14 protein-coding genes are annotated in these 17,745 nt (G+C 59.2%); 7 read left to right on the forward strand and 7 right to left on the reverse strand.

The features are described 5' to 3' along the window. Window positions 1-13: 13 nt before the first annotated feature. Window positions 14-1,315, reverse strand: coding sequence for an MFS transporter (locus LOC22_RS17700; RefSeq protein WP_230239096.1), 1,302 nt, complete (start codon window positions 1,313-1,315; stop codon window positions 14-16). A 286-nt stretch (window positions 1,316-1,601) separates the two neighbouring features. Between LOC22_RS17700 and LOC22_RS17705 the strand changes: the two genes are divergently transcribed. Then, the gene (locus tag LOC22_RS17705) at window positions 1,602-2,675 is read left to right on the forward strand and encodes a LacI family DNA-binding transcriptional regulator (RefSeq protein ID WP_017693751.1); all 1,074 of its coding nucleotides are present in this window, start codon (window positions 1,602-1,604) and stop codon (window positions 2,673-2,675) included. On the opposite strand, the gene LOC22_RS17710 is transcribed toward LOC22_RS17705, so the two are convergent. The 4 genes from LOC22_RS17710 to LOC22_RS17725 form a co-directional block, all read right to left on the reverse strand. Further along, complete coding sequence (locus LOC22_RS17710) at window positions 2,672-3,928, reverse strand: DUF1479 domain-containing protein (protein ID WP_017693750.1); 1,257 nt, start codon at window positions 3,926-3,928, stop codon at window positions 2,672-2,674. The two genes, LOC22_RS17705 and LOC22_RS17710, sit on opposite strands and share 4 nt — an antisense overlap. 150 nt (window positions 3,929-4,078) lie before the next feature. Further along, entirely contained in the window at window positions 4,079-4,894 is an 816-nt protein-coding gene (locus tag LOC22_RS17715; protein WP_017693749.1) for a Cof-type HAD-IIB family hydrolase, read from the reverse strand. A gap of 165 nt (window positions 4,895-5,059) precedes the next feature. Then, window positions 5,060-7,492 carry a formate C-acetyltransferase/glycerol dehydratase family glycyl radical enzyme gene (locus LOC22_RS17720; protein WP_023303352.1) on the reverse strand — a complete coding sequence of 811 codons (2,433 nt, stop codon included), beginning with the start codon at window positions 7,490-7,492 and terminating at the stop codon, window positions 5,060-5,062. Window positions 7,493-7,496: 4 nt separating this feature from the next. Next, window positions 7,497-8,396: a glycyl-radical enzyme activating protein gene (locus tag LOC22_RS17725; RefSeq protein ID WP_015571034.1), complete on the reverse strand. Its 900-nt coding sequence runs from the start codon at window positions 8,394-8,396 to the stop codon at window positions 7,497-7,499. Window positions 8,397-8,523: 127 nt separating this feature from the next. On the opposite strand from LOC22_RS17725, the gene fsa reads away from it, so the two are divergent. Further along, entirely contained in the window at window positions 8,524-9,186 is a 663-nt protein-coding gene (gene fsa, locus LOC22_RS17730; RefSeq protein WP_017693747.1) for a fructose-6-phosphate aldolase, read from the forward strand. Window positions 9,187-9,300: 114 nt separating this feature from the next. Here fsa and moeB read toward each other — a convergent pair whose 3' ends face one another. Together moeB and moeA are read right to left on the reverse strand one after the other, a co-directional pair. Continuing rightward, window positions 9,301-10,053 (reverse strand): molybdopterin-synthase adenylyltransferase MoeB, encoded by a 753-nt coding sequence (gene moeB, locus LOC22_RS17735; protein WP_063933201.1) that lies wholly within the window; start codon window positions 10,051-10,053, stop codon window positions 9,301-9,303. A 1-nt stretch (window position 10,054) separates the two neighbouring features. Continuing rightward, a complete protein-coding gene (gene moeA, locus LOC22_RS17740) occupies window positions 10,055-11,287 on the reverse strand; it encodes a molybdopterin molybdotransferase MoeA (RefSeq protein ID WP_063933202.1) in 1,233 nt (410 codons plus the stop codon). Between the two features lie 189 nt (window positions 11,288-11,476). On the opposite strand from moeA, the gene iaaA reads away from it, so the two are divergent. The 5 genes from iaaA to gsiD are packed head-to-tail and all read left to right on the forward strand — an operon-like array spanning window position 11,477 to window position 17,699. Then, window positions 11,477-12,415: a beta-aspartyl-peptidase gene (iaaA, locus tag LOC22_RS17745; RefSeq protein WP_062933902.1), complete on the forward strand. Its 939-nt coding sequence runs from the start codon at window positions 11,477-11,479 to the stop codon at window positions 12,413-12,415. A gap of 11 nt (window positions 12,416-12,426) precedes the next feature. Next, window positions 12,427-14,298, forward strand: a complete 1,872-nt coding sequence (gene gsiA / locus LOC22_RS17750; protein ID WP_023296179.1) for a glutathione ABC transporter ATP-binding protein GsiA — start codon at window positions 12,427-12,429, stop codon at window positions 14,296-14,298. Between the two features lie 23 nt (window positions 14,299-14,321). Further along, window positions 14,322-15,860: a glutathione ABC transporter substrate-binding protein GsiB gene (gene gsiB, locus LOC22_RS17755; protein WP_230239097.1), complete on the forward strand. Its 1,539-nt coding sequence runs from the start codon at window positions 14,322-14,324 to the stop codon at window positions 15,858-15,860. 5 nt (window positions 15,861-15,865) lie between these two features. Continuing rightward, window positions 15,866-16,786 (forward strand): glutathione ABC transporter permease GsiC, encoded by a 921-nt coding sequence (gene gsiC, locus LOC22_RS17760; RefSeq protein ID WP_006809475.1) that lies wholly within the window; start codon window positions 15,866-15,868, stop codon window positions 16,784-16,786. A gap of 1 nt (window position 16,787) precedes the next feature. Next, a complete protein-coding gene (gene gsiD, locus LOC22_RS17765) occupies window positions 16,788-17,699 on the forward strand; it encodes a glutathione ABC transporter permease GsiD (RefSeq protein WP_015571027.1) in 912 nt (303 codons plus the stop codon). Window positions 17,700-17,745: the final 46 nt, after the last annotated feature.

Raw genomic sequence — 17,745 nt, forward strand, 5'->3', positions numbered from 1 at the left:
AATACATCCACTATCAGGTGCGCTTGGCGCGACGTTCAGCAATAAATGCCACCAGGAAAACAGCGCCAAGCAGGTCAAAGAAGCCCATGGCGATAAAGAGCGGGTTGAAGCCGATTTTGTCGGCGGTCACCCCAATCAAAAGGGAGAACAGGAAGCTGGCGATCCACGCCGCCGAGCCGCGCATGCCGTTGACGGTCGCCATCTGGCCTTTGTCGAACGACTCCACCACCAGGGCGCTCAGCATGCAGGAGATGATCTGGTGCCCGAAGCCGCCGATGGAGATCAGCACGATGGTGATATACGGGTCGCGGGTTACGGCCACGACGGCGAGGGAGATCATCAGAAACGCGCCGGTGACGGAGCTGGCGACGACCGAGTTGACGCGGGTGCAGCCGAAAAGTCGGGTATAGAGACGCGTCAGGTAGCCGCTTGCCACGCTGCCGAGGTCGGCGGCCAGGAACGGCAGCCAGGCGAACATCGCAATCTGCTTCAGGTCCATGCCGTGCTCTTTGGCGAGGTACAGCGGCACCCAGAAGCTCAGCACGGCCCACGCCGGTTCCGCCATAAAGGCCGGGATAGCGATACCGTAGAAGCGTTTGTTCTTCGAGACGGTTTTCAGCGCGGTCAGGAAGGGCAGTTTGACCGGCGCAGGTTCGTTATCCTGCTTGATAAACGCCAGCTCATCGCGGCTCAGGTTCGGGTGCTGTTCCGGGTTGTGATAAAACGCCCACCACAGGATCACCCACAGCAGCGCCAGCACGCCGGTAAACATAAACGCACCCTGCCAGCCGAAGGACGCGTGGGCAAAGTAGATGATAGGCGGGGCCAGCATGGCCCCAATGGAGAAGCCTACCCCCGCCCAGCCTGCGGCAACAGGGCGCTCTGATTTCGGGAACCATTCACCGATGGTTTTGGCGTTCGCTGGCGTGGCGGCGGCTTCGGACGCACCCATAAAGAAGCGCAGAATCGCCAGGTGCAGCCAGCTTCCGGCGCCCGCGTGGAAGATACACATCAGCGCCCAGATCCCGGCGCAGACCATAAAGCCGATTTTCAGGCCGATAACGTCAATCAGCCAGCCGCACAGGGGCTGGAAAATGGTGTAGGCGATCTGGAACGCGCCGACGATCCAGGAGTACTGCTCGGTGGTGATCCCGAGGCTCTCTTTCAGTTCAGGGGCGAGAATACCTAACGAGTTACGGGTGATGTAGTTAACGGTCACGCCGAGAAGAAACAGCACCAGTACGTACCAGCGCAGGTTCCTGATGACGCGACGTGTTTTGCTTGTCGCTACGGTGTTATTGATGTCCTGACTCATTTTCTTCTCCACAAGACGGACGGTAAGGGGACAAAGGTTCAGGTGTCACACAGCGTCAGGCGTTTGAAAGTTATCTGTTTTAGAGCGCTAAGCTGCTATACAACTAGTATGGAAGTTGTGTGACAGGTTCACCTTAAGAAAGAAATTGGGCAGGGAATAGTGGATTTTGTGCAAACTTTCTCATAACCGAGGTTTAATTTTCGGCATTATGGCCTTCTCGCAAGTTATTACCTGATAAACATGTTGTGAAAATTTTTTCATTTCACATCCGGAGCCAGATCACAAAATGGACAAAAGGCTTAAAATCACCGAAATCGCCGCCCGGACGCAGCTCTCCATCAGCACCGTTTCTCGCGTGCTGGCGGGGAAGGCAAACACCAGCGAAAAAGCACGGGCAAAGGTGCTGGCGTGCGCGCGGGAGCTGGGGGTAATGGACGGCATGGCGGCGGGGCGTCTGCTGCTTAACAGCCTGGTGGTGTTTGCCCCGCAGCGGGCGTTTGACGAGCGGTCCGACATCTTTTACTACCGCGTCATCCAGAGCGTGAGCAAAGGGCTGGCCTCGCACGAGGTGCGTCTGCGTTACTGTGCGCTGGAGGAGAACGACAGCGATGCCCAGCTGTTTCTGGCCCGCATGAACGAAACGGACACTCAGGCGGCGATCCTCCTTGGTATCGACGATCCGCATATCCACGATCTGGCGGTAGACATGGGCAAACCCTGTATGCTGATTAACTGCCGGGACCGCCACATGCGCCTGCCCGCCGTCGCGCCGGATCATCGCGCGATTGGCGAGCGGGCGGCAGAGTACCTGTTCGAGATGGGGCACCGGGAGGTGATGAACGTGCTGTGCCTGCGTCGCTACACCATGGAGCTGCGCCTGTCCGGGATCCGCGACGCGTGGCACGGTCATAACCTCAGGTTCAGCGACAGGCGCGACCTGCTGATGGTGTCCAGCTTCAGCGCCAGAGAGACGGAGCAGCTGGTGAGCGAGTGGCTTCACCAGCAGAAAGGGAAGGACCTGCCGACGGCGTTCCTGGTTGGTGGCGATTTTATGGCGGCGGGGACCATCAGCGCGCTGCAAAACCACGGTCTGCGCGTGCCGCATGATGTCTCGGTGATGAGCATCGACGGCTTTAATCTCGCGGCGATTCAGGATGTGCCCTTAACCGCGGTACATGTTCCGCGTGATGAGCTGGGAACGGAAGCGGTGCATATGCTCCAGCAGCGGCTGATGCGCCCGGACGCGCCGGTGGGAACATTGCTGCTAAACGGCACGCTGACCGTGCGGGAGTCGGTCCGGCGGATACGTCAGGGGAAACGACGTACCGCCGTAGAGCGGGAAGGGCTGTACGACGGTTAAGCCATGCCCAGCGCGCGCCTGCCGTGGATGTTGAGATCGGCCACGGTAAAGCGGCCCTGCCAGCTTTTCTCATAATCCTCGCGCGGGAAATCGCCCGGTGACGCGCCGGTTTCCAGCGCTTCCTTGACCTTTTTCGCATAGGCGAGATTCTTCTCGCACATTGGCGCGGCAGGAATATACATCACGTTGCCCCAGCCCTGCTGATTTTCCACCGGCGCGACGGAGTGGATCACATCGCAGTGCCACCACACGGAATCACCGGCTTCCAGCGCCGGAATGCTGGTTAACGCTTCGATCAGCAGCGGATGCCACTTCTCAGAAATCGGCAGCACGCGCCCCGGCGCCACGCCGCACAGCTCGTCTTCCGGCACGTCGTTCAGCAGCGGACGCAGCAGAATATAGGCCATTGCCTCCGGGATCGGCACCACGTGCAGCAAGCCCTGTCCGGGGATCATGTCCGACAGCGCCGTCCAGCCCTGGAAGGTGCGGAACACCGAGCATTTGGTGGTATTATCGACGGTGTACTCTTCCACTTCGGTACGATGCGCGGCATTCCACGGATCGTATTTCTCGACGTTGCCGTCAAACACGCGGGCAAAGACCTGCTGATAAGCGGGCAGCAGCCAGCGCTCCAGCGCGCCAGAATCGGTGTGTGCGCCAAGTCCTTTCGAGGTGGTTCCCGGCGGGCGGCGGCGGATGCGGTCAGGGTAAATCACGCTCACGTCCGGGTCGAACCACTGTTTACCGTTGCTCTCAAATGTCCATAAACGGTTCAGGAATGACTGTACCTGCGCCATCTCTTCACTCTGGCGCGCCTGCATTTGCGCCTGAGACCAGTAGATCGGATAAATCTCCGGACGAGAGGCCGTTAAGGTGCCGAAGAAGTTATCGCCGGGTCCTTTGTACACCTCGTCAAATTTGTTCAGATCGAGGTAGTCGAGCATCGACTGATCCCACGCCAGCGCCTGCTCGCGCGGGAAGTGGCCTTTGATCACCGCGCAGCCGCGACGTTTAACGGCTTCGCGCTGTTCGGTGGTGATCGTGCCGTTTTTCACGTCGGCAAAAGGGATCACTGGCCAGACGGTTTCGCCTTTGTTTTTGAGAGCGTTGATTTCCGCCACGCGGGTGGCGATTTTATCGCTGAGCCGGTCGAACAGCGCCTGCACGTCGCCGATCTGCGCGCGTAATTCACGTTTCATCTGACGGATTGCCGCTTTATGGTCCGCTGGCAACGTTTCGCTGGTAAAGGTCATAACTGCCTCGCATCTTTCATTCGAAAGTAAAAGTGTCTACAAGTGATACTTTAAGTTAAAAAAAAGTTAATGCAAGTTTAAAACCTTGACGGGTGCCACAGGATGGGAAAAGAGTGAGAGGCCGGAGCGAGGCTCCGGCAGGTAGGGGGATCAGGCGTCGAACGGGGAGTGCGCGTCGAGCACGGCCTGAATCACATTCAGCGCGCCCTGATGGTTGTTATCGTCGGTAGTGTAACGGCTGACCTCTTTAATGCTGTCCGCCGCGTTGCCCATCGCAAAGGAGTATTTCACCAGCTTCAGCATTTCCGCATCGTTGCCGCTGTCGCCAATGCCGACGCACGCCTGAGGTGAGACTTTCCAGCGTTTAAGCAGGCGGCTGATGCCGTTGGCCTTGTGCAGGCCGGGGATAATCAAATCGACAAAACCGAAGCCGCTGGTGACCGGCTTCATGATGCCGTCCAGGGAGACATGCAGTTTATCAACCAGATTCGGGATATCGCTGTCCGGCAGGTTCAGGGAGAATTTAAACAGCACGTCGTCAATTTCGCGGTAATCGCTGATGGGTTTTAAGCGATGGTAGTGTTTCGACATCAGCTTCACGAACGCTTCTGGTGCTTTATCGCTGACGTACGCGCTCTCCAGCCCGCAGGCCACAAAGTTCAGCCCTTTGTCTTTCAGCAACTCGCCAATGACGATCTGCGACTCATGACGCGTCAGTTCGCCGTGGAAAATCTGTTCGCCGTGATCGAAGACCAGCGCGCCGTTTTCCGCGACGAAGGAGATCTGATCTTTCAGCTCCGGGAAGAAGGAGATGAGCTGGTAATACTGGTTGCCGCTGGCGACAACAAATTCAATGTCGCGGGCTTTAAGCTGCTCAAACTGTGCCTGGAAGCGGTCACGATCGTACTGCTTGGCATCATCAAGGAAAGTTCCGTCCATATCGGTGACGATAACTTTTACGGTCATACTGTGCTCCTGGGTCACTGCGTTTGAAACATTCTAATAACAAGGTGACGGGGAGCACAAATTTAATTTCGAATGAAAGTCAGAAAGCCGGGTGGCGGCTTCGCCTTACCCGGCCTACGGGGGGACAATGTAGGCCCGGTAAGCGAAGCGCCACCGGGCGTTTTTTTACAGCGTATGCTCAGTACGGGCAATAATATCGTCCTGCGCATCTGGCGACAGGGCAGTGAAGAACGCCGAGTAACCCGCCACGCGCACCACCAGGTCACGATACTGATCCGGGTGTTTCTTCGCTTCCAGCAGCGTTTCACGGGAGACGATGTTGTACTGAATGTGCCAGCCTTTATGCACCTCGAAGAAGGTGCGCAGCAGCACCATCAGCTTCTGGCGATCGCTGTCGTTTTCCAGCGTCGACGGGTTCAGCTTCTGGTTTAGCAGCACGCCGCCGAGAATCGCTTCCGTCGGCAGTTTACCCACGGAGCCAATCACCGCCGTCGGGCCGAGGTGGTCGGTACCGGAGGCCGGGCTTGCCCCTTCCGCCAGCGGAGTGTGGGCTTTACGGCCGTCCGGCGTTGCCATGGTTGCTGCGCCAAACGGCACGTTTGCGGAGATAGACGACGTGCCCGCATAGTAGTTACCCCCAATCGGGCCGCGGCCGTAGCGTGGGTTATGGTACTGCTTCAGCTCTTCAATGTAGGTTTCGTAGGCACGGGTCAGCAGCAGGTCCACGCTGTCGTCGTCGTTGCCGTACTTCGGCGCGCCGTTGATCAGGCGCTGGCGCAGCTGCTCGTGGGTCAGCCCCTCGAAGTCATCCGCCAGCGCCGCCGCCAGCTGTTGCTGACCGATAACGCCCTGGTCAAACACCAGCTTCTTCACCGCTGCCAGGCTGTTGCCGAGGTTGGCGATCCCCACCTGTAGGCCGGAAACCCAGTCATACTTCGCGCCGCCCTGCTTAATGCTTTTCGCGCGTTCGATACAGTCGTCCACCAGCGCCGAGCAGAGAATATCGTGGACGTTCTCTTCCAGCATGGTGTCCACCACGTACTCGATCTCAATGGATTTGCGGGTGTAGTAGCGGATCTGGTTATCCCACGCCGCCATGACCTCATCGAAATTCCCGAAGTTACCGGCAGAAAGCGCTTTTTCCTGCGGCAGGAACACCTGGCCACTGGTGGCGTCGCGACCGCCTTCCAGCGCCGCCAGCATCACGCGGGCGAAGTTGATAAAGCTCATGCCGGTGCAGCGATAGCCCCACTTGCCGCCAACGGCGGTTTCGATGCAGCCAATCGCCGCATAGTCATACGCGTCCTCTCGTTCCACGCCGAGCTTGATAAATTCCGGGATGACGATTTCATCGTTGTTAAACGCCGGCATCCCGAAGCCGCAGCGGATCACCTGCACGCAGGCGTCGAGGAAGTCGTTGCTCATGCCCGCGTGGTAGCGCACGCTCAGGTTCGGCTGGGTGGAGCGCAGACGGCCGCAGGATTCGAGAATGGCGTAAGAGAGCGGGTTGACCGCGTCCATCGGTTCACCGTTGACCAGCTTCTGGCCGCCGATGGTGACGTTCTGATACAGCGGGCTGCCCGCAGAGGCTTTGGAGTGCGAGCCGGAGCGGATTTTGTTCACTTCCAGCAGCTTCAGCCAGCAGCTGTGCAGCAGCTCAATGGCGTGTTCGCGATCCAGACTCTGGTCCAGCTCCACGTCGCGGCGGTAGTACGGGTAAAGGTACTGGTCCATACGGGCAAAGGAGACGGAGTGACCGTTGGACTCAATTTGCAGGATCAGCTGAATGAAGTAGCACAGCTGTAGCGCCTGCCAGAAGGTTTTTGGCGGTTGGTGGGCGATGATGTCGCAGTTTTCCGCCATGGCCAGCAGCTCGTCGCGGCGGCTGTCGCGGGTTTCTGTTGCGGCCATTTCACGCGCCAGGTCGGCAAAGCGTTTGATGTGCAGGCTTACGGCTTCCAGCACGATATCAATGGCTTTCAGGAACTGGTCGCCGTGCAGATCGTCCAGCACCGTCAGGTTGATGCGCGACCGGCGCTCGGCCACTTTCGCGCGCAGGCCGTCAAGCCCTTTCTCCAGTACCAGCGGGAAATTCACCGCCAGGTGTGCGTCACCGGAGGTCATGTTGCCTTCCGCTTTGATGATGCCGGTTTCCAGCAGGCCTTTCTGCTCGTCGGTGAACATGCCGTAGCAGCGGTCCTGCACCGTCTGGCCGCGCCACCACGGGCAGATCTCATGCAGCACGCGCTTGTTCTCTTCGCTGACCGCAAAGCCTGCGCCCGGGCGGTCCGCCAGATCGTCGATCTCTTTCTCAATCCAGGAGACGGTATATTCCGGGAAAATCGGCGCGGCGCGCACTTCGCTTGCCTGGTTACCGATAATCAGCTCGTCGTGTTTGATCCAGATGGTACGTTTTGCCAGGTGGTGGGCGAGGGCCAGTGCGCGACGTACCGGGATCGGCTTGTCCAGATGCTGCTGATACATTTCGGTATAATGCTGTGCGCGCTCGGTACAGACCGGCGGCTTAACGATATGCACCAGCGCCGTTTTGTGCGCCTTGATGCGCTCGCTGAGGGTGTTGAGATTCAGGGTTGTCATAGGTTTATCCTCGTAAGGTCGCGGTTAACCCTTTCTGGCAGGCGTACTGCTGCGCAAAGTCCAGCAGGGCAGGGTTATCCAGCGGTTTGTCAGGGGCAGAGTAGGGTTGGCCGAGCAGGGTGTATTTGTTCATGCCCAGCGTGTGATACGGCAGAAAATGAATATCGTGAACGCCGAGTTCGTCGGCGGCGAAATTGGTAATGGCGGTAACCGACGCTTCATCGGCGTTAAAGCCCTGGATCAGCGGCACGCGAATGGTGATTTTTTTCCCGGCGGCAGCCAGGCGCTTCAGGTTGTCCAGGATCCGTCTGGCTGAGCCATCGGTCCACTGTTTGAATACGTCACTGTCCACATGCTTCAGGTCCGCCAGGAACAGATCGACATACGGCAGTGACGGCTCGATATAATGCCAGGGGACGTGAAGGCAGGTTTCAACGGCGGTATGAATGCCTTGTTCATGGCTGGCTTTAAACAGGGCATGTGCCAGCGCCGGGTTCATGAACGGCTCGCCGCCGGAGAGGGTGATCCCGCCGCCGCTGCGGTCGTAGAAGGGCTTGTCGCGCAGCACGGTGGCCATAATCTCCTCCACCTGCTTCTCTTCACCGCAGACGGTAAGCGCCTGGGTCGGGCAGCAGTCGGTAAGGGCAGTGAGCGTCTCGTCGTTGAGCTTCTCACGATGAATGACCAGCCCGTTCAGCGCGCGTTCAACACACCCCGGCGCGGCCTGCTGACACAGGTCACAGCCGTCCAGGCACAGGCGGGCATCAAACAGGACGTCCCGCGTGCGGGAGCGGCTTTCCGGGTTCTGACACCAGCGACAGCCCAGCGAGCAGCCTTTCAGGAATACCACGGTTCGAATACCGGGACCGTCGTGGGTGGAGTAACGCTGTATATTGAAGATCATTTTCTTGCCCTCTAATTACATATGAAGATTAAATTACTTTCGAATGAAAGTTATCTTGATATGGGTCAATTCCTGAGCAGGTTTTGCTGTGATAGGGTAAGTGCAGGCTAATTTTGAGGGTGACATCATGGAACTTTATCTCGACACATCTGACGTTGCGGCAGTCAAAAAGCTGGCGCGTATCTTCCCGCTGGCGGGCGTGACCACTAACCCAAGCATTGTGGCGGCGGGTAAAACGCCTCTGGAAGAGCTGCTGCCCGCGCTGCACGACGCGCTGGGCGGCAAGGGCCGGCTGTTCGCTCAGGTGATGGCGAAGACCGCCGAGGGAATGGTGGAAGACGCACGTAAGCTGCGCGCGATAATCAATGACCTGGTGGTGAAAGTGCCCGTGACCGCTGAAGGACTGGCGGCGATCAAAATGCTGAAAGCAGAAGGGATCCCGACGCTGGGTACGGCGGTGTATGGCGCAGCGCAGGGGATGCTCTCCGCACTGGCGGGGGCTGAGTATGTGGCTCCTTATGTGAACCGCGTGGACGCGCAGGGCGGGGATGGGATCCAGACGGTGGTCGAACTGCAACAGTTGCTGACCCTGCATGCCCCGCAGTCAAAAGTGCTGGCGGCGAGCTTTAAAACCCCGCGCCAGGCGCTGGACTGCCTGCTGGCAGGGTGCGAATCCATCACGCTGCCGCTGGACGTGGCGCAGCAGTTTATTACCTCTCCGGCCGTGGATGCGGCAATTGTGAAGTTTGAGCAGGACTGGCAGGGGGCGTTTGGACGGACGTCTGTCTGATGCGGTTGCCGGGTGGCGCTAACGCTTACCCGGCCTACGTTTGCATCGCTGTTGCCGGGTGGCGCCGTTTGAGCCGTTGTAGGTCGGGTAAGGCGAAGCCGCCACCCGACTTTTTTACTGGCTACACACCTCACACCCGGGATTACGCATCAGCTTCATCTCGCGGAACTGGCAGGTCATCGCGTCATACATCACGATTTTACCCGCTGCGGGCGTGCCGTAGTGCGCCAGCACTTTGATCGCCTCCATCGCCTGCAAGGAACCGATAACGCCAACCAGTGGCGCCATCACGCCCGCCTCGACGCAGGTCAGCGCATTCTCGCCAAACAGACGGCTCAGGCAGCGGTAGCAGGGCTCTCCTTCAGCGTAGGTGAAGACGGTGATTTGCCCCTCCATGCGAATGGCCGCGCCGGAAATCAGCGGCGTTTTACGGGCAAAGCAGCCCGCATTGAGCTGGTTGCGAATGGCGACGTTATCGGTGCAGTCCAGCACCAGGTCATGCCGTGCAATCTGCGCAAACAGCGCGTCGTCATCCAGCATCGCGTCAATCAGGGTGAACTGAACGTTGGGGTTAATGCGCGCCAGCGCCGTGCGTGCTGATTCCACTTTAGGCTGACCGACCGTCGCGTCGCTGTGCAGCGTCTGGCGTTGCAGGTTGGACACCGACACGGTATCGAAGTCCAGCAGCGTCATGCGGCCGACACCCGCCGCAGCCAGGTATTGCGCCGCTGCGCAGCCCAGCCCGCCAAGACCCACAACCAGCACGCTGGCCGCCTTGAGCGCTTCCTGGCCCTCGAAATCAAACCCGCGTAGCACGATCTGGCGGTTATAGCGCATCATCTCCGGGTCGCTCAGTTCCACCGTCATGTCAGCCTCCGAACAGGTGGTTAAAGCGTTCCACTTCAACCCATTCGCCCGCCTCAACGTGGCCGCGATCGCGCTCCAGCACGATAAAGCAGTTACCCTGACTGAAGGAGCTAAAGATGTGCGAACCCTGATGCCCGGTGGTGCTCACCTCCAGCTCGCCGTCGGCGTTGCGCGCCAGAATGCCGCGCTGGAAATCGAGACGGCCCGGTGATTTTTTGAGGCGCGTTGCCGCCCGCACGCGCACACGCTCCGGCAGCGGGCTGGCATTGTTGCCTGAAAGCTTCGCCAGCAGCGGGATCACCAGCTGGTAGAAGGTCAGCGCGGCGGAGACCGGGTTACCCGGCAGGCCACAGAACCAGCTGTGCGGAAGTTTGCCAAACGCGAACGGTTTGCCCGGTTTAATCGCCAGCTTCCAGAAGGCGATTTCGCCCAGCTCTTCAAGCAGGGTTTTGGTGTAATCCGCTTCGCCAACCGATACGCCGCCGGAGCTGATCACCACGTCGGCAGAGGCTTCAGCGTCGATAAACGCCGCGCGCAGTTTTTGCGGATCGTCAGGAATGATACCGAGGTTAATCACCTCACAGCCCAGCTGCTCAAGCATCAGGTGCACCGCCAGACGGTTGGTGTCGTAAATCTGCCCCTCGTTCAGCGGCTGACCCGGAAGCTGTAGCTCGTCTCCCGTGGAGAACACCGCCACGCGCACTTTGCGGACCACGTCAATCTCCGCGATGCCAAGCGATGCCAGCACCGGCAGTTCGGCGACCGTCAGCTTTTGCCCGGCGGCAAAGACCGTTGCGCCCAGGGTAATGTCTTCCCCGATGTGGCGGATATTCTGTCCCGCTTTGACGCTGGCGGTAAAGCGCACGCCGTCGTCCGTTTGTTCGGTCTCTTCCTGCATCACCACGGCTTCACAGCCCTTTGGCACCGGTGCCCCGGTCATAATGCGCACGCAGGTGCCCGCTGGCCACTCACCGTTAAACGGCTGCCCGGCAAACGCTTTACCTGTCACCGGCAGCGGCTGACCCGTTTGCAGATCCGCCAGACGTACGGCATAGCCGTCCATCGCCGCGTTATCGAACCCCGGCACGTTCAGCGGCGAGACGATATCGCGCGCGGCAATACGGCCAAAACAGCGCACAAGCGGCAGTGTCTCAACGTCGTGCAGTGGAGTAATACGATCAAGCATCTGCGAGAGTGCCGTCTCAAGCGGCATCAGTCCGGCGGTAAAATCCATGGTGGGCTCCTGCGGAGTAACAACGAAAGCGCTCATTATGGCAGAAAAGTGCGGCTAACTGTATGACCCGATGGGTGTACGCTTTACATCACAGTTGCGTCTTTCTATATTCAAAAATCATCTGAAGATTCGTCGACGATAATGATATTTATAGAAAAAGCAGCCAGCCAGGCTGATGGGTGATGCGAAATGAGTAAAGCGGTTATCGCAATTCATGGCGGTGCCGGGGCAATCACCCGTGCACAGCTCAGTCCCGAGCAGGAGAAGCGTTATATTGATGCGCTGAACGCCATTGTGGAAACAGGCCAGCGGATGCTGGAAGCGGGCGACAGCGCGCTGGACGTGGTGACCGAAGCAGTACGTCTGCTGGAGGAGTGCCCGCTGTTTAATGCCGGTATTGGCTCGGTCTTTACGCGCGATGAAACGCACGAGCTGGATGCCTGCGTGATGGACGGCGTCACCCTGAAGGCGGGCGCGGTAGCGGGCGTCAGCCGTCTGCGTAATCCGGTGCTGGCCGCGCGTCTGGTGATGGAACAAAGCCCACATGTGCTGCTGGCCGGGGCGGGGGCGGAAAAATTTGCCGTCGAGCACGGGATGGACACGATCTCGCCCGATCTTTTCTCCACCGAGGAGCGTTACCGGCAACTGCTGGACGCCCGTACAGCGGGGATGACGCAGCTGGACCATGCCGCGCCGCTCGATGAACGCAGCAAAATGGGCACGGTAGGCGCGGTGGCGCTGGATAAAGCCGGTAATCTCGCCGCCGCGACGTCGACAGGCGGTATGACCAACAAACTTCCCGGTCGCGTCGGCGACAGCCCGCTGCCGGGGGCCGGGTGTTACGCCAATAACGCCACCGCGGCGGTGTCATGCACCGGCACCGGCGAAGTGTTTATCCGCGCGCTGGCGGCCTACGACATTACCGCGCTAATGGATTACGGCGGATTAAGCCTGAGTGAGGCCTGCGAGCGGGTAGTGATGGAGAAACTGCCGGCGCTGGGCGGGATTGGCGGCTTAATTGCGGTGGATCGGGAGGGCAACGTGGCTCTGCCGTTCAACAGTGAAGGGATGTACCGGGCGTGGGGGTATGCCGGCGATGCGCCCAGCACAGGCATTTATCGTGAATAAGGGGGCATTGCGTGCCGCACCGTGAAGAGCTGGACAACTGCGAAGTGCTGGCTGTCCACCAACTGAATATTGCGTTTCAGGAAGAGCGGCAGTTCATCCCCGCAGTACAGAATTTATCGTTTTCGCTCAGGCGCGGCGAGACGCTGGCGATTGTTGGCGAATCAGGTTCCGGTAAATCCGTTACCGCGCTGGCGCTGATGCGTCTGCTTGAGCAGACGGGCGGGCAGGTCACCAGCGAGCGGATGCTGTTGCGCCGTCGCAACCGTCAGGTTATCGATCTCAACGAGCTGAGCGCGTCCCAGATGCAGGGGGTGCGCGGGGCAGATATTGCGATGATTTTTCAGGAGCCGATGACCTCCCTGAACCCGGTTTTTCCGGTGGGCGAGCAGATTGCCGAATCTATCCGCCTGCATCAGGGACTGAGCGGTGATGAGGCGCTCAACGAAGCAAAACGGATGCTGGAGCTGGTGCGTATCCCTGAGGCGCACGCGATTTTGTCCCGCTATCCGCATCAGCTTTCCGGCGGCATGCGCCAGCGGGTGATGATTGCGATGGCGCTGTCGTGCCGTCCGGCGGTGCTCATTGCGGACGAACCCACCACGGCGCTGGATGTCACCATTCAGGCCCAGATCCTGCAACTGATTAAGGTGTTGCAGCAGGAGATGGAGATGGGGGTGATTTTCATCACCCACGATATGGGGGTGGTGGCGGATATTGCCGATCGGGTGCTGGTTATGCATCAGGGCAATGCCGTGGAAACCGGCACGGTGGAGCAGGTCTTTCATGCGCCGGTGCATCCTTATACCAAAGCGCTACTGGCGGCGGTCCCGCGTCTGGGGGCAATGAATGGCAGTGATTTTCCGCGCCGTTTTCCGCTGTTCTCACAGACCGAACAGGGCCAGCAGGAAGACGAAACCGAGCAGGATACGGTGGTTCCCGGCAGGCCAATCCTCGAAGTGCGTGACCTGGTGACCCGTTTCCCGCTGCGTAGCGGGATCCTCAATCGCGTGAAGCGCGAAGTGCATGCGGTTGAAAACGTCAGTTTTGATCTCTGGCCGGGCGAAACGCTGGCGCTGGTGGGGGAGTCCGGCTGCGGTAAATCCACCACCGGGCGGGCGCTGCTCAGGCTGGTGGCGTCGCAGGAGGGGAGCATCACCTTCAACGGTGAGCGCATCGACACGCTCCCTAACAGTAAATTGCAGGCGGTGCGCCGGGATATTCAGTTTATATTCCAGGATCCTTATGCGTCGCTCGATCCGCGCCATACGGTGGGGTACTCGATTATGGAGCCGCTGCGGGTGCATAACCTGCTCGACGGTGAAGCCGCGCAGCGCCGCGTCGCATGGCTGCTGGAGCGCGTGGGCCTGAAGCCGGAGCATGCCTGGCGTTATCCGCACGAATTTTCTGGCGGTCAGCGTCAGCGTATCTGCATTGCGCGGGCATTGGCCCTCAATCCGAAAGTGGTGATTGCGGATGAGTCCGTGTCAGCGCTGGATGTCTCTATCCGCGCGCAAATCATCAATCTCCTGCTCGATTTACAGCGGGATTTGGGCATTGCGTTTCTGTTTATCTCCCACGATATGGCGGTGGTGGAGCGGATCAGCCATCGCGTGGCGGTGATGTACATGGGGCAAATTGTTGAAATCGGCCCCCGTCGGGCGGTGTTTGAAAACCCGCAGCACCCGTACACCCGCAAGCTGATGGCTGCCGTACCGGTTGCCGATCCTGAGCATCGTCACGCCCAGCGCGTGCTGTTGCAGGACGAAATGCCGAGCAATATTCGTAAACGGGGCGAAACCCTGGAGCGCGTGGCGCTGCGTGAGGTGGGACCCGGTCATTTTGTCGCACCACCGCGTCAGGGCAATGCATTCTCGCGGTTATAACTTACAACAGGCAGGAGAACACAATGGTTCCTTTTGTTGCTCGTAAATGGCTGCTGGCCGCGAGCGTGACGGCTGCGCTGGCCGCCGCCCCCGCGTTCGCGGCGAAAGATGTGGTGGTGGCTGTGGGGTCTAACTTCACGACCCTGGATCCGTATGATGCCAACGACACTCTTTCTCAGGCGGTGGCAAAATCCTTCTACCAGGGGCTGTTCGGCCTGGACCGCGAAATGAAGCTGAAAAACGTGCTGGCGGAAGGCTATACCGTGTCGGACGACGGGCTGGTCTATACCGTTAAGCTCCGTACCGGCGTGAAGTTCCAGGATGGCACCGATTTCAACGCCGAGGCGGTTAAGGTCAACCTGGATCGTGCCAGCAATCCGGAAAACGGTCTTAAACGCTACAACCTGTATAAAAATATCGCCCAAACCGAGGTGGTTGATCCGGCGACGGTGAAGATCACCCTCAAAGAGCCGTTCTCGGCGTTCATCAATATCCTGGCGCATCCCGCGACGGCGATGATTTCCCCCGCCGCCCTGAAAAAATACGGCAAAGAGATTGGCTTCCACCCGGTGGGGACCGGACCGTACGAACTGCTCACCTGGAACCAGACCGATTTTGTGAAGGTGAAAAAATTCGCCGGATACTGGCAGCAGGGGCTGCCGAAGCTGGATACCATCACCTGGCGGCCGGTAGTGGACAACAACACCCGCGCCGCAATGCTGCAAACCGGCGAAGCGCAGTTTGCCTTCCCGATCCCGTACGAACAGGCGGCGCTGCTGGCGAAAAACAGCAAGCTGGAACTGGTGGCCAGCCCGTCGATTATGCAGCGCTACATCAGCATGAACGTCACGCAGAAACCGTTTGATAACCCGAAGGTGCGTGAAGCCATCAACTACGCCATTAACCGCCAGGCGCTGGTGAAGGTGGCCTTTGCCGGCTACGCCACCCCGGCGACGGGCGTGATGCCGCCAACCATTGAGTACGCGCAAAGCTATCAGCCGTGGCCTTACGATCCGGCGAAAGCGCGGGAACTGCTGAAAGAGGCGGGCTATCCGAACGGCTTTAGCACTACGCTGTGGTCGTCGCATAACCACAGTACCGCGCAGAAGGTGCTGCAATTTACCCAGCAGCAGCTGGCGCAGGTGGGCATTAAAGCCAGGGTTACGGCGATGGATGCCGGACAGCGAGCGGCGGAAGTGGAAGGCAAAGGACAGAAAGAGAGCGGCGTGCGGATGTTCTACACCGGCTGGACGGCTTCAACCGGAGAAGCGGACTGGTCCCTGTCGCCGCTTTTTGCTTCCCAGAACTGGCCGCCAACGCTGTTCAATACCGCGTTCTACAGTAATCCGCAGGTGGATAAAGCTCTGGCCGATGCCCTGAAAACCACCAAACCGGAAGAGAAAGCACGCCTGTACAAAGAGGCGCAGGACATTATCTGGAAAGAGTCGCCGTGGGTGCCGCTGGTGGTGGAAAAACTGGTCTCAGCCCACAACAAAGCGCTGACCGGTTTTTACATCATGCCGGATACGGGCTTTAGCTTTGATGACGCGGATTTGAAATAAAACTCATGCTGAATTATGTGTGTAAACGCCTGCTGGGGCTTATCCCGACGCTGCTGATTGTGGCCGTGCTGGTGTTTTTGTTTGTTCATATGCTGCCCGGCGATCCGGCGCGTTTGATTGCCGGACCGGAAGCGGATGCGACGGTTATTGAACTGGTGCGTAAACAGCTCGGTCTTGACCAGCCGCTGTACAGGCAATTTCTGCGTTACATTGGCAATGTCCTTCAGGGCGATTTCGGCATCTCAATGGTGTCGCGTCGTCCGGTGTCGGAGGAGATTGCCAGCCGCTTTATGCCTACCTTCTGGTTAACGATTGCCAGTATGAGCTGGGCGGTTGTCTTTGGCCTGGGCGCGGGGATTGTCGCCGCCGTCTGGCGCAACCGCTGGCCGGATAAGCTCGGTATGGCGCTGGCGGTCACCGGCATCTCTTTCCCGGCGTTTGCGCTGGGCATGCTGCTGATGCAGATTTTCTCCGTCGAGCTGGGCTGGTTGCCGACCGTCGGGGCCGACACCTGGAAGCACTACATTCTGCCCTCTATGACGCTAGGCGCGGCCGTTGCGGCGGTTATGGCCCGGTTTACCCGCGCCTCGTTTGTCGACGTGCTGAGCGAAGATTACATTCGCACCGCGCGGGCAAAAGGGGTGAGTGAGAAATGGGTCATTCTGAAGCATGGTTTTCGTAATGCGATGATCCCGGTGGTCACGATGATGGGGCTACAGTTCGGCTTCCTGCTGGGGGGCTCTATCGTGGTTGAGAAGGTCTTTAACTGGCCGGGGCTGGGGCGCCTGCTGGTCGACTCGGTCGATATGCGTGACTATCCGGTTATTCAGGCTGAAGTCCTGCTTTTCTCGCTGGAGTTTATTCTTATCAACTTAGTGGTGGATGTGCTGTACGCCGCCATTAACCCGGCCATCAGGTATAAGTAAGATGCGATTACTGAACTGGCGTCGCCAGGCCATTTTAAACGCTATGCCGGGGATCAGGCCGGACCATATTCGCACCCCGTGGGTTGAGTTCTGGCGTCGATTCCGTCGTCAGCCCGTCGCTATGGTCGCCGGGTTGTTTGTGTTACTGCTGATCCTGGTGGCGATTATCGCCCCCTGGATAGCCCCGTTTGATGCGGAAAACTACTTCGACTACGACCGGCTGAACGATGGTCCGTCGATGATGCACTGGTTTGGCGTGGACTCGCTCGGGCGCGATATTTTTAGCCGCGTGCTGGTAGGGGCGCAGATCTCACTGGCGGCCGGGGTCTTCGCGGTGCTGATGGGCGCAGCAATTGGCACCGTGCTGGGGCTGGTGGCCGGGTACTACGAAGGCTGGTGGGACCGCATCATCATGCGTATCTGCGACGTGCTGTTTGCCTTTCCCGGTATTCTGCTGGCGATTGCCGTGGTGGCGGTGATGGGCAGCGGCATGGCGAACGTCATTATCGCCGTGGCGGTATTCTCGATTCCCGCTTTCGCGCGTCTGGTACGTGGCAACACGCTGGTGCTGAAGCAGCAGACCTTTATCGAGTCGGCGCGCAGCATGGGAGCCAGCGATGCCACCATCCTGTTCAGCCATATTCTGCCGGGAACGGTCTCGTCTATCGTGGTCTATTTCACCATGCGCATAGGCGTGTCGATTATCTCGGCGGCCAGCCTGTCGTTTCTGGGGTTAGGGGCACAGCCGCCGACGCCGGAGTGGGGGGCGATGCTGAACGAGGCGCGGGCGGATATGGTGATTGCGCCACACGTGGCGATCTTCCCGAGCCTGGCGATTTTCCTGACCGTGCTGGCGTTTAACCTGCTGGGGGATGGGCTGCGCGACGCGCTGGATCCGAGGATTAAGGGGTAGTGCAGTGAAATGTGCCGGGTGGCGGCTACGCCTTACCCGGCCTACA

This window comes from Enterobacter sp. AN-K1 (assembly GCF_020971765.1).
In the GTDB taxonomy this organism is placed as follows: Bacteria; Pseudomonadota; Gammaproteobacteria; order Enterobacterales; family Enterobacteriaceae; genus Enterobacter; species Enterobacter hormaechei_C.